The 14,109-nt window shown below is 64.5% G+C and carries 12 protein-coding genes and 2 rRNA genes (1 of these 14 cut by a window edge); 3 read left to right on the plus strand and 11 right to left on the minus strand.

Translation table 11 applies throughout. The features are described from left to right. Positions 1-3 precede the first annotated feature (3 nt). From OYT95_RS15025 to OYT95_RS15035, 3 genes are all read right to left on the minus strand, one after another. On the minus strand, positions 4-360 hold the full coding sequence (locus OYT95_RS15025; RefSeq protein WP_112302047.1) for a Rieske (2Fe-2S) protein: 357 nt from the start codon (positions 358-360) through the stop codon (positions 4-6). Between the two features lie 68 nt (positions 361-428). Continuing rightward, entirely contained in the window at positions 429-1,148 is a 720-nt protein-coding gene (locus OYT95_RS15030) for a TenA family transcriptional regulator (RefSeq protein ID WP_268791840.1), read from the minus strand. Between the two features lie 152 nt (positions 1,149-1,300). After that, positions 1,301-1,747, minus strand: coding sequence for a GlcG/HbpS family heme-binding protein (locus OYT95_RS15035; protein WP_112302048.1), 447 nt, complete (start codon positions 1,745-1,747; stop codon positions 1,301-1,303). A 178-nt stretch (positions 1,748-1,925) separates the two neighbouring features. Here OYT95_RS15035 and OYT95_RS15040 point away from each other — a divergent pair, with 178 nt between their 5' ends. Next, on the plus strand, positions 1,926-3,617 hold the full coding sequence (locus OYT95_RS15040; RefSeq protein WP_268791841.1) for a PucR family transcriptional regulator: 1,692 nt from the start codon (positions 1,926-1,928) through the stop codon (positions 3,615-3,617). Between the two features lie 3 nt (positions 3,618-3,620). Here OYT95_RS15040 and OYT95_RS15045 read toward each other — a convergent pair whose 3' ends face one another. Continuing rightward, a complete protein-coding gene (locus OYT95_RS15045) occupies positions 3,621-5,003 on the minus strand; it encodes an MFS transporter (RefSeq protein WP_268791842.1) in 1,383 nt (460 codons plus the stop codon). Between the two features lie 314 nt (positions 5,004-5,317). Between OYT95_RS15045 and OYT95_RS15050 the strand changes: the two genes are divergently transcribed. Next, the gene (locus tag OYT95_RS15050) at positions 5,318-6,892 is read left to right on the plus strand and encodes a hypothetical protein (protein WP_268791843.1); all 1,575 of its coding nucleotides are present in this window, start codon (positions 5,318-5,320) and stop codon (positions 6,890-6,892) included. Between the two features lie 36 nt (positions 6,893-6,928). On the opposite strand, the gene OYT95_RS15055 is transcribed toward OYT95_RS15050, so the two are convergent. Further along, a complete protein-coding gene (locus OYT95_RS15055; protein ID WP_268791844.1) occupies positions 6,929-7,789 on the minus strand; it encodes a LysR family transcriptional regulator in 861 nt (286 codons plus the stop codon). Between the two features lie 83 nt (positions 7,790-7,872). Here OYT95_RS15055 and OYT95_RS15060 point away from each other — a divergent pair, with 83 nt between their 5' ends. Then, complete coding sequence (locus OYT95_RS15060) at positions 7,873-8,877, plus strand: bile acid:sodium symporter family protein (RefSeq protein ID WP_268791845.1); 1,005 nt, start codon at positions 7,873-7,875, stop codon at positions 8,875-8,877. A 7-nt stretch (positions 8,878-8,884) separates the two neighbouring features. Here the strand turns inward: OYT95_RS15060 and ehuA are convergent, their stop codons facing one another. The 6 genes from ehuA to OYT95_RS15090 all read right to left on the minus strand — a co-directional run. Next, positions 8,885-9,646, minus strand: coding sequence for an ectoine/hydroxyectoine ABC transporter ATP-binding protein EhuA (gene ehuA / locus OYT95_RS15065; protein WP_268791846.1), 762 nt, complete (start codon positions 9,644-9,646; stop codon positions 8,885-8,887). A 19-nt stretch (positions 9,647-9,665) separates the two neighbouring features. Beyond that, entirely contained in the window at positions 9,666-10,310 is a 645-nt protein-coding gene (gene ehuD, locus OYT95_RS15070) for an ectoine/hydroxyectoine ABC transporter permease subunit EhuD (protein ID WP_112302054.1), read from the minus strand. Beyond that, a complete protein-coding gene (gene ehuC, locus OYT95_RS15075; RefSeq protein WP_268791847.1) occupies positions 10,307-11,038 on the minus strand; it encodes an ectoine/hydroxyectoine ABC transporter permease subunit EhuC in 732 nt (243 codons plus the stop codon). The genes ehuD and ehuC overlap by 4 nt, the downstream gene beginning before the upstream one ends. A gap of 22 nt (positions 11,039-11,060) precedes the next feature. Continuing rightward, a complete protein-coding gene (gene ehuB, locus OYT95_RS15080; RefSeq protein WP_011596789.1) occupies positions 11,061-11,945 on the minus strand; it encodes an ectoine/hydroxyectoine ABC transporter substrate-binding protein EhuB in 885 nt (294 codons plus the stop codon). Positions 11,946-12,171: 226 nt separating this feature from the next. Next, positions 12,172-12,288: ribosomal RNA gene (gene rrf / locus OYT95_RS15085) — 5S ribosomal RNA — on the minus strand. 131 nt (positions 12,289-12,419) lie between these two features. Further along, a 23S ribosomal RNA gene (locus OYT95_RS15090) occupies positions 12,420-14,109 on the minus strand; it runs 1,446 nt beyond the window's last position.

The raw sequence follows: 14,109 nt of genomic DNA on the forward strand, positions 1-14,109 counted from the left end.
CTCTCAGTCGACTTCGGCCGGCGAAGTCGCGGTCTCGGCGTAATCGGGGCTGCGGGTGAGATCCACGTAGACGACGTCGTCCTCGACCTTCACCGCGTAGGTCGGCTGGCACAGGTCCTGGTCCTCCTCGTACCCGGTGTCGAGGTCGAACGCCCACTGGTGGCCCGGACAGATGACCCGCCCGTGCAGCAGGGTGCCTTTCGCCAGTGACCGATCCTGATGGATGCACAGGTCACGAAAGGCATAGATCCGGTCGTCGGCCTGGAACAGGGCGACCGCGGTGTCCCCGACCTCGACGCGAAACTTCCGGCGGCGGCCGAGCTCACGCACGGTGACCAGCCGGGTCCAATTCGTCTCCATCGTTCTCTCCTGTCGGGCGGGATGCCTGCGTCCGGAGGGGCCCGATGCGGGCCCCTCCCTTCGCACGGTCAGGCGGTCGCGAGCTCGAGGTCGGTTGCCACGTACGTGTCGTAGAGCCCCTTCGTGTACGAGAAGCGCATCTCGGCCCCCCACTGCACGAGTTGCAGGCAACGCTGCTGCAGCTGCGGGGTATCCGCGTGGTCGAGCACGATCTGGTATCCACGCTCACCGTGCACCACGTCCGACGTGATGTGCAGGTCGAAGAACTCGATTTCGTCCTCGGTGAATCCGTACATCTCGCGCAGAGGGATGATCTGCTTCTTGTAGATGCTCGGTACCTGCGACTCGAGTCCGACGACGAGCGCGGCGGTGGCCACGACGAAGTGCTCACGCTGCGACACCGCGTAGCACCACGACTGCAGTCCGCGGGTGATCGCGTTCATGTTCGACGGGTCCTCGACGCGCTCCTTCGTGGTGCCGCACGCCTCGGCGAACTTGATGAGGAGGTCGGTGTGCCGGATGTCGGCCAGTTCCTCCTCGTACATGTTCTGGAGGGTGAAATCCTTTGCATTGGTGAAGGTGTCGGGGGTGTTCGAGTAGATGTTCGCGAGGTAGTCGGCGAAGGGTCCGACGTAGTGGTAGTGGTTCTCCGCCCACCGCGCGAAATGGTGCTTCTCGAGCTTGCCCTCGGCCCACGCCTTGCTGAACGACGCGTTCTTCGCCTCGCGGCCCTTGATGGCGTTCTCCAGAGCTGTGCGGAATTCGTCCCTGCCTAGAAGTTCGGTCATGATGTGCCTCGTCTTCCTCGAGTGTGAGAATGGTTGGGGATGCTCCGACTGGAGTGAATTCGACGTTATCGACTCGAGGTCTGCCCGACCACGGTCGAAGTGACTGCGTTGGAATGGTTTCGATGTGCACATTGTCGGCACATCGTGGAGTTTCAGCTGGGTACCGCGGCGAGGGCGTCGAACTCGGCCAGCATCGCCGCTCCGACTGCCTTGTCCTGCTTGCCGTTTCCTCCGCTGATTCCGATGCCGCCGACGATCTGGCCGTCGAAGACGAGGGGAAATCCGCCGACGAACACCGCAAACTTGCCCGGAAGCATCTGGCTGATGCCGAAGGCTTCGTTCCCCGGCAACGCCGGACCGTCGGGAGCCTCGTTGAACAGATGTGTCGCCCGCTCGTGACCGGCAGCGGTGAACGCTTTGGCGATCGCGATGTCGACGCCGGTGAGGCGCGCTCCGGGCAGCCGGTGCAGGGCCAGCACGTTGCCACCGTCGTCGCAGACGCACAGGGTCTGCTTGACGCCGATTTCCTCGGCCTTCGCGCGTCCCGCGGCGAGCAGTGGGAGTGCGTCGTCGAGGGTGATTCGGTGAACCTGATGCATTGTCTTCTCCGTTGCGTATTCGGGAGGAAGTGATGCACCGATTTCTATCACCGGGATGACCGGAGGAACCATGGTCAAACTATCCGGCAATCTCGGCGAATTCAGGGCATAGTGCATAGGTAGTGCAGGCGTGCGCTCCGCCATACTGCACATCCGATACTCCCGAGGAGGGTCCGTAGTGGACGACACCACGACACCGAACGCGGAGGACGAGCGGTTGTCGTTACGCGGCCTGCTGGAAGAGCCCCTGCTCGCGTCGGCCCGGCTGCTGTCCGGCACGGACGCCCTGAGCGGTCCGGTGACGTGGTGCCTGCCGTGGGGTGAGGTGATGAGCCGGCCCGACTCCCTCGCCGAGGTCGCTGTGTACACCCGGCCGGAAACCCTGTCCGCGCACGGACGTGAACTCGAATCACTGGTGGCACGGGGAGCCGGCGTCCTTCTCGTCGACGGGTCGGCGCCAGCGGACACGGTCTGGCCGACCGGACTCACGGTCGTGGAGCTGGGTTTTCCCGTCGGGTTCACCGCGCTCAACCGGCTCCTCGCCGAGCGCGCACTCACCCAGGAAGCGCACGTGATGCGTTATGCCCTCACCGTGCACCAGTCGCTGGCGGGGTTGCTGCACCGCGGAGCGGGCCTGCCGATGCTGATCCGCGAGGTCGCGGCGCTGACCTCGGACGTTGCCGTCGCCCTGGATGTCCGGGGGCGCCTCCTCGCGCACGCCGGTCTCCCGGACGCCGAGGACGCGGGGACCGTCGCCCTCCTGGAGGCTCTCGCGAACGCGCTGCCGCGGCTCGAGGAATCACCACCGGCACGGATGCACAACGTTCACGTGCTCCGCCTGGAGCATCCGGACGGACTGTTCGCGCCCACGACGGCGGTCGCCGGGGCAATGCAACTCGCCGGCCGCTACGAGGGCTGGATCGTGGTCGTCGTGCCCGGGGCGAACCCGCGTCGGCACGACATCGCACAGCACCGGGTGGTCGTCGAACAGGCCGGGACGATCATCGGCACCGAGATGCTTCGGCAGCGGAGCGTGGACGAGGCGGAGGAGCGGGCGCGCGGCGATTTCGTCCAGGCCCTCGTGCACGGCAATTTCGCCAACGACCACGACCTGCGCACCCGGGCGGCGCTGCACGAGATCGATCTGGACCTGCACTACATCGTGTTCGTCGCACCCGGCCTCGTCGACCGGGCGTCGGGACGGCCCGGAGCGAGCATGGTCCGGCTGGCCCGGTACGCCGCCGGCGTCCTCCCACGCCCGGGCGTCCGTTCTCACGTCACCGTCATCGGCGACGTGCTCGTGGTGATCCGATCGTTGATCTCCGTCGACACGCCCGGCGTCGAATCCGAGATCAGCGAGTATGCGCACGCCATGTCGCTCGATCTCGAAACCCGTTTGGGTCAGCGGATTCCGGTGGCCCACGGACGCCCCGCGGCGGGCGCCCGCGATATCGGGGAAAGCTACCGCGAGGCCCGGATCACCCTGGGCATCGCCCAGCGGCTCGGGCTGTCCGGTTCGGTGGCGTACAACGACCTGCGCGGGTTCAGTGTGCTCGCCCGCGCCACCGACACCGACGAGAGCCGACGGCTCATCCGTGACGTCCTCGGGCCCCTTCGAGCGTCGAGTTCGCATGCCGACACCGAGGAGTTGCTGTTCGCCTACCTCGAGGAGGGCGGAAACATCAACGCCGCCGCACGGCGCCTCCGAATCCACCGGAACACGATGATCGCCAAGCTCGATCGCACGTCGCGGCTCATCGGCATGGACATCCGGGAACCCGAGAACCAGTTCACCCTGTGGCTGGCGCTCCGTCTCGATCTGCTCTCCCAGGTGCAGGACACCGTCAACCACGAGATCGTGACCCGCTGACCCTCAGACGGCCACCGGGTCCTCGCCGGCGAACGTCCCGGCCAATCCGGCGAGCACGACGACGGCCGCCACCACGAACAGCAGTCCGTACGGATCGGCCGCCAGGTGCGCGGCCACGCCCACCCAGGCGGCGCCCACCGCGGAGCCACCGAAGCGGATGAGGTTGAACAGTCCCAGACCGGTTCCGACAGCGCCCGCGGGCGATCGGGTCGAACCGGCCGCGGCGGGTGTCTGGACCATGCCGATCCCCACTCCGGCGACGACGAGCACGGCGCCGATCGCGACCGGGTTCCGGACGTCGGCGGACAACGTGATCGCCAGCGCCACTTGACTACTGATCAAGACACCCAGCCCGGACCGCATCACCACTCGGGCGCCGATCCTGTCGACGAGACGCCCGACGACCGGCGCCACGCACGTCATGACGACCGGCAGCACGAAGAGCATCAGCCCCGCCTGTGTGGTCGAACTGCCCGAGCCCGTCAGGTAGAGCGGAAGCGCGAGTAGCAGGGCCCCCAGCGCGAACATCTGAGTGAAGGCGGCGAGCGCGCTACGCAGGAACCGCGATTCGATCACCAGGTCGATGGGCACGAACGGGTTCGCCGCCCGCCGGCAGTGGACCACAAATCCCGCCGTGACGACGACTCCGCCGCCGATGGTCGCGATGCTGACCCAGGCGGGAACCTGCTCCTGCGAGACGGTCGTGAGGCCGAGGATCAGCAGGACGGCGCCGAGCGTGACAGCGAACGCCCCGATCACGTCGAGCCGCATCTTCTTGCCGGGGTATCGCGGGATGTAGCGGAGGGTCGCGGCGAACCCGATCAGCGCGACCGGCACCAGCGGCACGAACGCCCACCGCCAGCCCCACCAGTCGCTGACGATTCCGCCCATGGACGGACCGACGGCCTGACCGATTCCGTTCACCGCCGCCCAGGCGCCGACGGCGCGCGCCCGCCGCGCAGGCCCGAACAGCCACGCGATCAGTCCCATGACCGCCGGCGCGAACGCGGCCGCGGCGATCCCGCCGAGCGACCGCCAGATCACGAGCACGGGCAGGGACGGCGCGAGGGCCGCGCCGAGCGAACAGACCGCCGTCCCCAGGAGGGCGGCGCAGTACACGCGCCTGCGACCGAACCGGTCCCCGATCCACCCGGCCAGCGGCATCGTCGCCGCGAAGGTGAGGAGGAATCCGACGACGACGAAGATGCCGCTGCCGAGGCCGGCGTCGAAGTCCGTGAGGATCGCGTTCAACGGGACGTTGACGATGTTGTTGCTGACGGTGCCGACGAACGTTCCGGCGAGCAGCGCCGCCAGCGCGAGCGACGTGCCGGGTCCGCGTTCGTCACCCGCGGTTGCACTCTGAGCCTGACCGACCGCCGTGTTCATAGAGTCCACTTTCATCCGAGAGTTCGCGTTCCGGCGATGCCAGTTCGCACCGGAAACCCTTGCCGCACCCGCCCGTCAAAATTTGGTTAGGCAAGCCTAATTATGAACACAAGATTCCGTGAAATGGCTTCTGCCGAGCATTCCTTTACTTGCGCGTGACAACAAGCAATCCCGGCGAAAAATGCCGGGCACAATGCACAAATACGCTGGTTATCGATGTGCACTCTGGACGTTGACCCTGGAAAACGCCCCGCGCAGTATCACTGCACTGTGACTAGTGCCACTAGTCTGTACCTATTTCGAAGGGGCGCACTGTGGATGTAAGTCTCACCGCCGCACATTGGGTGTATCTCGGAGGAATCATTGTCATCCTCGGGACGATGCTCATGCGGAAGAACATCGTCGTCCCCGCCGTCATCGGCACCTTCCTGACCGCGTTCGTGTTCTCCGACAGCCTCGTCACCGGTCTCGCGTCGATCTTCAATGCGAGCCTCGTCGCCGCCCGCGAGCTGTTCAACATCTTCCTGATCATCTCGTTGGTGACGGCGATGCTCGGCGCCCTCCGGCAGATGGGGGCCGACCGGCTGATGGTCGCCCCGTTCCGGCGCGTCATGCGCGGCGGCACCAGCAGCTTCATCGTCCTGGCCGTCGTCACCTACACGATCTCGCTGTTCTTCTGGCCGACCCCCGCGGTTCCGTTGATCGGAGCGGTCCTCATCCCCGTCGCCATCCGCGCCGGCCTTCCCCCGATGGCGGTCGGCATGGCGATCGCCATCTGCGGGCAGGGTATGGCGCTGTCCTCGGACTACATCATCAAGGTGGCGCCGGGCCTGTCGGCGAAGTCGGCGGGCGTCGATCCGGACGTCGTCGCGGACCGCGCCCTGGTGATGTCCCTGATCGTCGGCGTCACCGCCCTCCTCATCGCCTACTTCACGCAGCGCAGGCACATGCGCCGACCCGCACCGGAGCTACTCTCCGACTGGGAGTCACGTGCGGAGAGCGACTTCGGCAAGCCCGTCGACGACGCTCCCGACAGCGGTGCGACCCCCACCGGCGGCGGCGCGATCGCTCGCGTACCCGCCGAAGCGGCGACGAGTGCGGCGCCCCCGACGTCGACGGCTGTTCTCGCCGAACCCGTCACGGCCTCCGCACGGCAGGTCATCGACGACACGTTCAAGAGCATCCGTGCCGCAAAGACTTTCGCAGTCCTCGTCCCCACCGCCTATCTGGCGTTCATCGTCTACCTCATGGTCGGGAAGTTCACCGACCTGGTGCCCGACCTCAAGGGCGGCGACGCCGCGGCGATGGTCGGCGGCATCGCCGCGCTCATCCTGTTCGCCGCTGCCGCGACCAACGACAAGAAGGGTTTCCTCGAGACGACGTCCGAGCATCTGATCGACGGCCTGGTCTTCGCATTCAAGGCCATGGGCATCGTGATCCCGATCGCCGGATTCTTCTTCATCGGCAACGGCGACTTCTCCGCCGCCATTCTCGGGCTTCCCGCGGATGCGACCGGTCCGACGCTGCTGTTCGACCTGGTGAACGCCGCGCAGTCCCACCTGCCGCAGAACGCGTTCGTGACGTCGTTCGGGATTCTCGCCATCGGGATGATCGCGGGCCTCGAGGGCTCCGGATTCACCGGGCTGCCGCTCACCGGTTCACTCGCGGGTGCGCTCGGGCCTGCTGTCGGGATGGACCCCGCAACCCTGGCGGCGATCGGTCAGATGGGGAACATCTGGTCCGGCGGTGGAACGCTGGTCGCCTGGTCGTCGTTGATCGCGGTGGCCGGCTTCGCCCGGGTTCCCGTCCTCGAACTTGCCAGGAAGTGTTTCGTGCCCGTGGTGTCCGGTCTGGTGCTCTCCACCGCGGTGTCCGTACTGATCTTCTGACAGCTCGACGGCCTCGGTGGGCATTTCCCACCGAGGTCACGCGCGGAGTCGATCCGCATTTTCGAGGATGGCGGCACGCAGCGCCTGCTCCGGTTCGCTGAGAACACTCCGGCGGGCCTCCAGCACGAATTCGACGTCGACGGCAGGCACCCACTCGTCCCGCGACCGTATCCGCACCGGCACCAGTCCCGCGGGCGGCAGCGTCTCGGCATGGAACACGACGCCGAGCCCCGCGAGACAGGCGGCCCGCAACCCGTTCAAACTGTCGGTCACACAGGCCACCCGCGCACCGCGCCCGGATTTCTCCAGGACGTCGAGCGCCGCTTCCCTCGTGATCGACGGCGGCGGATACGTCACCAAGGGCACCGGCCCCTCTGCATCCGGAACGAAGTCTGGGGCCGAGAAGAACGCCAACCGGTCGGTCCACACCAGTTCGCCGTGCCGGTCCCCTCGGCGACGCTTCCCGAAGACCAGGTCCAGCCGGCCTTCGTGCAGTTGCCGGAACAACACTTCGCTCAACGCCACCGTCAGTTCGAGATCTACGAGCGGATGGCTGCGGCGGAACTCGCCCAGAATCCGGGGAAGCTCGTGCAGAACCAGATCTTCGGACGCCCCGAAACGGACCCGTCCGCGCACGCCGGATTGCGTGAAGTAACGCTCGGCGTCCGAGTGCCGCTCGAGTATCGACGTCGCGAAACCCACCATCACGGAGCCGTCCGCGGTCAGCTCGACCGAGTGTGTGTCCCGCAGAAACAGGCGGCGCCCGGCAGCCAGTTCCAGTTTCCCCACGTGCTGACTGACGGTGGATTGCCGCAGGTTCAGGCGCCGGGCCGCGGCGGTGAAGCTCCGGGTGCGCGCGACTGCGAGGAAGCTTCGCAGATGGACCGGATCGAACATCACCCATTGTTATCACGATTCGGCATTACAGTAAACGCGCCTATCGCCTTTCGGAATATGCGGGTGTTGCTTACGGTCGAACCATGCTGACGAAGATCCCGCTGCTCGGAAGACTCGATCCCTTCATTCTCGGCATCCTGATCACCGTCGGGATCGCCAGCCTGGTCCCCGCGGACGGCACGGCCCTCACCGCGTTCACCTGGGCCACGAAGGTAACCGTCGGACTTCTGTTCTTCCTCTACGGCGCCCGACTGTCCACCCAGGAGGCGCTGCACGGCCTGCGTCACTGGCGTCTGCACGTCACCATCCTCGCGGCGACGTTCGTCATCTTCCCGCTACTCGGAATGGCTGCGCGCGTGCTGGTCCCGACGATCCTGACCCAGCCGCTGTACCTGGGCCTCCTCTACGTCTGCCTGCTGCCGTCGACGGTCCAGTCGTCGATCGCCTTCGTGTCGATCGCCCGAGGCAACGTGCCCGGCGCGATCGTCAGCGCCTCGTTCTCCAACATCCTCGGCATCTTCGTCACCCCACTCCTCGTGGCATTGCTGATGACGAGCGAGGGGGCAGGCTTCGACGCGTCCTCCGCGATCGGCATCCTCGTCATGCTCCTGCTCCCGTTCATCGCCGGCCAGGCAGTGCGGCGGTGGATCGGTCCCTGGGTGAAGAAGCACGGCGCACCGCTCAAGCTCGTCGACCGGGGATCGATCCTGCTGGTCGTCTACGTCGCATTCAGTGAGGGAATGAATGAGGGCATCTGGGGCACGCTGTCCGTCGGCCGGCTCCTCGCGTTGCTCGCGGTGTGCGCGGTGCTTCTCGCGATCGTCCTGTCCGTCACCTGGTTCGGGTCGAAGCGACTCGGTTTCGACCGGGCCGATCAGATCACGATCACGTTCTGTGGGTCGAAGAAGAGCCTCGCCACCGGTCTTCCGATGGCCACCGTCCTGTTCGCCAGCCAGCCGATCGGCTTGATCGTGCTGCCGCTCATGCTGTTCCATCAACTGCAACTGCTGGTGTGCGCGTGGATGGCGGGCCGGCTGGCCCGACGCGCCGCCACCGAGGAGACGGAACTCGCGACCAGCTCGAGCTAGCCGGGAATCAGTCGGCCAGCACGGCCTTCAGGAAGGTCTTGGTCCGCTCGTTCTTCGGCGCAGTGAAGATCGTTGCCGGGTCGCCTTCCTCCACGATCCGCCCGGCGTCGAACATCATCACCCGGTTCGACACGTCCCGCGCGAACTGCATCTCGTGCGTGACGATCAGCATCGTGATGTCCGTGGTGCGCGCGACGTTCCTCAGCACGTCGAGGACATCCGCCACCAACTCCGGATCCAGCGCTGACGTGACCTCGTCGAGCAGCAGAATGTCGGGATCCATGGCCAGCGCCCTCGCGATCGCGACCCGTTGCTGCTGGCCGCCGGACAGTTGCGTCGGGTGCGCGGTCTCCTTGTCCGACAGACCGACCGTCTCGAGTAACTCGCGTGCCCGCTTCACGGCCGCGGCCTTGTCCATCCCGAGCACATGGATCGGCGCCTCGGTGATGTTCTCGATGACGTTCATGTTGGGGAACAGGTTGAACTGCTGGAAGACCATGCCGATCCGGCGTCGTATCCGGCGCACGTACTTCTCCGACGCCGGCACGAGTTTGCTTCCCTTCTCCTCGTGCGTCAGAGGTGTCCCGTCCACCCAGATGACGCCGTCGTTCACCATCTCGAGGGTCATGAGCAGTCGCAGGATCGTCGTCTTGCCCGAACCGCTCGGACCGATCAGGGTCACCCGGTCGCCGCGCGCGACCTGGAAGTCCAGGTGGTCGAGCACGACGTGGTCGCCGAACTGCTTCACGACGTCGTCGAATCGGATCATCGGGGTTGCTGTGCTCGCGTCATCGGGCAAGACGTCTCTCCAATCGCCGTATGAGCAGGGACGTCGGATAGCTGGCGACCAGGAAGATCACACCCGCCAGCGTCAATGGTTCGAGGTATTGGAAATGCCGGGCGCCGAACTGCTGCGCGGCCGTCACCATCTCCACCACCGTGATGGCGAACAGGAACGGGGTGTCCTTGAACATCGACACGGCATAGTTGCCCAGCGCCGGGACTACGCGGCGGATGGCCTGCGGCAGGATGATCGCCCGCCACGTCCGAGTGGGCGCGATGGACAACGCCCGCGCCGCCTCCCACTGGCCGACGGGCACCGCTTCGATACCCGCCCGGTACACCTCGGCCATGTACGTCGAATAGTGGATTCCGAGTACGACGACACCGATCTGCAGCGGCGACAGTCCGGTGAACGTGTAGTACACGAACAACAGTTGCACGACGAGCGGGGTCAGCCGGATGAACTCGCTGACCGCGCGGACCGGGACACTCACCCACCGCGGTGCGGCCTGCCGGATCAACGCGATGACGAGTCCCAGAATGACCGAGATCAGGAACCCGAGAACGGTCGCGATCAGGGTGATCTTGAAACCGTCGAGCAGCACGGGCAGTGCCTCGAAGGCTCGATCCCAACTCCACTGGACGCTCATTGCTTCGCCGCCTCCAGTCCCCGCGGATCGGAGGGCGCGAGGCTGAAGATCTCACGCAGGGACGGCCCCGTGCCGAGGCGATTCTTCGCCCGCACCTCCAGTGCGTTCATCACCAGTGTCAGCACGTAGCCGATGACGAAGTAGATGACGAGCCCGACGCCGAACGCGAAGAGGGTGTTTCCGGTCGTCTGCCGGAGTTGGTCGATTTCGAACGTCAAGTCCTGCAGCAGGATATAGCTCGCGAGGGCCGTGCCCTTGAGGAGCTGGATCAGAAGGTTCGTCAGCGGAGGAATCATCTCGGCCCAGGCCTGGGGGAAGACCACCCGGCGTAACCGCTGCCAGTGACTGAAGTCCAGTGCCGTGGCCGCTTCCCACTGCGATTGCGGCACCGAGTTGATCGCGCCGCGCACCACCTCGGCACCGTAGGCGCCGTAGTTCAGCCCCAGCGCAAGGATCCCGCAGAGCACCGGGTCGATGAGGTAGCCGAACAGCGGAACCACGTAGAACAGCCAGAAGAGCTGCACCAACAGCGAAGTGCCCCGGAAGAATTCGATGAACGCGCGAGTTGATCCCCTGATCACGATGCTGTGCGCACGGGCGGCCAACCCGAGCGCGAGCGCGAGTACGAACGCGAGGAGGGCGCCGCCTGCCGTCAGCTGGAGTGTGACGACGATGCCTTCCTGGATGCTCGGCCACGCATCCAGCAGGGCGTCGATATTCCCCTTCACAGGCAGTAGACCTCTACGACGATCAGCCGGCGCCGCCGCAGAGTTTGGCGGTCGTCAGGTTCGGATCGGGCAGTTCCTCCGCGGTGAATCCGAACGGTCCGACGATGGAAAGGTACTTGTCCTTGTCGGAGGTGATCTTGGCCAGTTCGGCGTTGTAGGCGTCCCGCAACTCGGTGTCTTCCTTGCGGAAGACCGTGCCGCCGGCACCGACCTGGGGTACCCCGTCGATCTCGGCGACGAAGGAATTCGTCACTTCCACCGGGGCCTGCGGGTTGTTCTGCGCCAGCCAGTTCAGTGAGATCCCGGTGAGCGCAAAGACATCCGCTCGCCCGTTGGCGACGGCGTCCATTCCGTCTTGCGGCGACGCAACCTGCATCGCATCGATCCCGAGCTGCTGCGCGTAGTCCGACTCGATCGCCCCGGTCATCGCGGCCATCCGCACCCCACTCTGCTGCACCGACTGCATATCGGTGAGCTTCGCGGGATTGCCCTTCGGCACCATCAGTGCGGTCGTGTAGTTGAACTCCGGCTCACTGAACGCTGCCTGCTCGCACCGCTGCGGGAGGATCGACATTCCGGCGCTGACGACGTCGAAGCGGCGGGCCTGCAGTCCGGGAATGAGCGCTCCGAAGTCGGTGCTCACGCCCTCGACGTTGTCGATGCCCAGGTTCTTGAAGATCTCGCGGTGCAGGGCCACGGTGGCACCGGTCAACTGACCATCCTGCTCGAAGCTGTATGGGGCCTCGCCGGCGAAGCCGACGGTGACCGTGCCGCTGTCCTGCAGTTGCTGGAGGAGCGATCCGCCGCTGGTCGTGTCGGTTTTCGTGCACCCCGCCAGCGAGCCGGCAGCCACCATCATGCCTGCGAAGGCGACAGCCGCTCTGACCGCCGGACGTTGTTTCGACATCGTGCTCGTCACCACAGATTCCCTTCGTCACCTCGGGTGATCCGGGAGGACGCGCACCGCACGGCACGATCCCAACGGATCTGCCCGGGCCACGTTACGCAGGCGAAGGATCTGCCATAGGGGAACCGGGGGGACGTTACCGCAGCGTTATCAAAGTCGCGGTCGGCGAAGTCTCCGGGAATGCCGAAAGCCCCCCAACAATGTTGGGGGGCTTTCGGTAACGGATGTTCGGCGGTGTCCTACTCTCCCACACCCTGTCGGGTGCAGTACCATCGGCGCTGGAGGGCTTAGCTTCCGGGTTCGGAATGGGACCGGGCGTTTCCCCTCCGCTATGGCCGCCGTAACTCTATGAAACTGTCACACGGAACATCAGCGAAGAAACATCCCATCACCATCGGTGGTGGGTGTTCTTCTTTCTTCTGTTCTGAACGTGTGTGTTGTTTCAGATACTGCACAGTGGACGCGTAGCTTCTTTGTGGTAAGTCCTCGGCCTATTAGTACCAGTCACCTGCATCCGTTACCGGACTTCCAGTTCTGGCCTATCAACCCGGTGGTCTGCCGGGGGCCTTACCCCCTCGAGGGGGTGAGAAACCTCATCTTGGAACAGGCTTCCCGCTTAGATGCTTTCAGCGGTTATCCCTTCCGAACGTAGCTAACCAGCGGTGCTCCTGGTGGAACAACTGGCACACCAGAGGTTCGTCCGTCCCGGTCCTCTCGTACTAGGGACAGCCTTCCTCAAGTTTCTAACGCGCGCGGCGGATAGAGACCGAACTGTCTCACGACGTTCTAAACCCAGCTCGCGTGCCGCTTTAATGGGCGAACAGCCCAACCCTTGGGACCTACTCCAGCCCCAGGATGCGACGAGCCGACATCGAGGTGCCAAACCATCCCGTCGATATGGACTCTTGGGGAAGATCAGCCTGTTATCCCCGGGGTACCTTTTATCCGTTGAGCGACACCGCTTCCACTTGCCGGTGCCGGATCACTAGTCCCGACTTTCGTCCCTGCTCGACCTGTCAGTCTCACAGTCAAGCTCCCTTGTGCACTTGCACTCGACACCTGATTGCCAACCAGGCTGAGGGAACCTTTGGGCGCCTCCGTTACATTTTGGGAGGCAACCGCCCCAGTTAAACTACCCACCAGGCACTGTCCCTGAACCAGATCATGGTCCGAGGTTAGAGGTCCAATACGATCAGAGTGGTATTTCAACAACGACTCCACACTCACTGGCGTGAGCGCTTCACAGTCTCCCACCTATCCTACACAAACCGAACCGAACACCAATACCAAGCTGTAGTGAAGGTCCCGGGGTCTTTTCGTCCTGCCGCGCGTAACGAGCATCTTTACTCGTAATGCAATTTCGCCGAGTCTATGGTTGAGACAGCTGAGAAGTCGTTACGCCATTCGTGCAGGTCGGAACTTACCCGACAAGGAATTTCGCTACCTTAGGATGGTTATAGTTACCACCGCCGTTTACTGGGGCTTAAATTCTCAGCTTCGCCACCGAAGTGGCTAACCGGTCCTCTTAACCTTCCAGCACCGGGCAGGCGTCAGTCCGTATACATCGTCTTACGACTTCGCACGGACCTGTGTTTTTAGTAAACAGTCGCTTCTCACTGGTCTCTGCGGCCCCACCCAGCTCACACTGCAAGAGTGATCACCGGACGAGGCCCCCCTTCTCCCGAAGTTACGGGGGCATTTTGCCGAGTTCCTTAACCATAGTTATCTCGATCGCCTTAGTATTCTCTACCTGACCACCTGTGTCGGTTTGGGGTACGGGCCGTGTGAAAGCTCGCTAGAGGCTTTTCTCGGCAGCATAGGATCACTGAATTCGCCTCATTCGGCTATGCGTCACCTCTCAGGCTTAATGAATGGCGGATTTGCCTACCATTCGCCCTACAGGCTTACACCAGTATTACCACTGACTGGCTCAGCTACCTTCCTGCGTCACCCCATCGCTTGGCTACTACCAGATCAGGTCCCATGCATCCACATCCAGGGCCCCCGAAGGGGCGTAAGGACGCTTCAGGATGGTTAGTATCACTGATTCACCAGGGGCGCGTTCACACGGGTACGGGAATATCAACCCGTTGTCCATCGGCTACGCCTGTCGGCCTCGTCTTAGGTCCCGACTCACCCTGGGCGGATTAACCTGGCCCAGGAA

This window comes from Rhodococcus sp. JS3073 (assembly GCF_026810085.1).
Lineage (GTDB): Bacteria > Actinomycetota > Actinomycetes > Mycobacteriales > Mycobacteriaceae > Rhodococcus_F > Rhodococcus_F wratislaviensis.

What these genes read in the sequence shown, in the direction of transcription:
- OYT95_RS15025 (WP_112302047.1), bottom strand. Translation starts at nt 360, where the DNA reads ATGGAGACGAATTGGACCCGGCTGGTCACCGTGCGTGAGCTCGGCCGC.
- OYT95_RS15030 (WP_268791840.1), bottom strand. Translation starts at nt 1,148, where the DNA reads ATGACCGAACTTCTAGGCAGGGACGAATTCCGCACAGCTCTGGAGAAC.
- OYT95_RS15035 (WP_112302048.1), bottom strand. Translation starts at nt 1,747, where the DNA reads ATGCATCAGGTTCACCGAATCACCCTCGACGACGCACTCCCACTGCTC.
- OYT95_RS15045 (WP_268791842.1), bottom strand. Translation starts at nt 5,003, where the DNA reads ATGAACACGGCGGTCGGTCAGGCTCAGAGTGCAACCGCGGGTGACGAA.
- OYT95_RS15055 (WP_268791844.1), bottom strand. Translation starts at nt 7,789, where the DNA reads ATGTTCGATCCGGTCCATCTGCGAAGCTTCCTCGCAGTCGCGCGCACC.
- OYT95_RS15060 (WP_268791845.1), top strand. Translation starts at nt 7,873, where the DNA reads ATGCTGACGAAGATCCCGCTGCTCGGAAGACTCGATCCCTTCATTCTC.
- ehuA (WP_268791846.1), bottom strand. Translation starts at nt 9,646, where the DNA reads ATGATCCGATTCGACGACGTCGTGAAGCAGTTCGGCGACCACGTCGTG.
- ehuD (WP_112302054.1), bottom strand. Translation starts at nt 10,310, where the DNA reads ATGAGCGTCCAGTGGAGTTGGGATCGAGCCTTCGAGGCACTGCCCGTG.
- ehuB (WP_011596789.1), bottom strand. Translation starts at nt 11,945, where the DNA reads ATGTCGAAACAACGTCCGGCGGTCAGAGCGGCTGTCGCCTTCGCAGGC.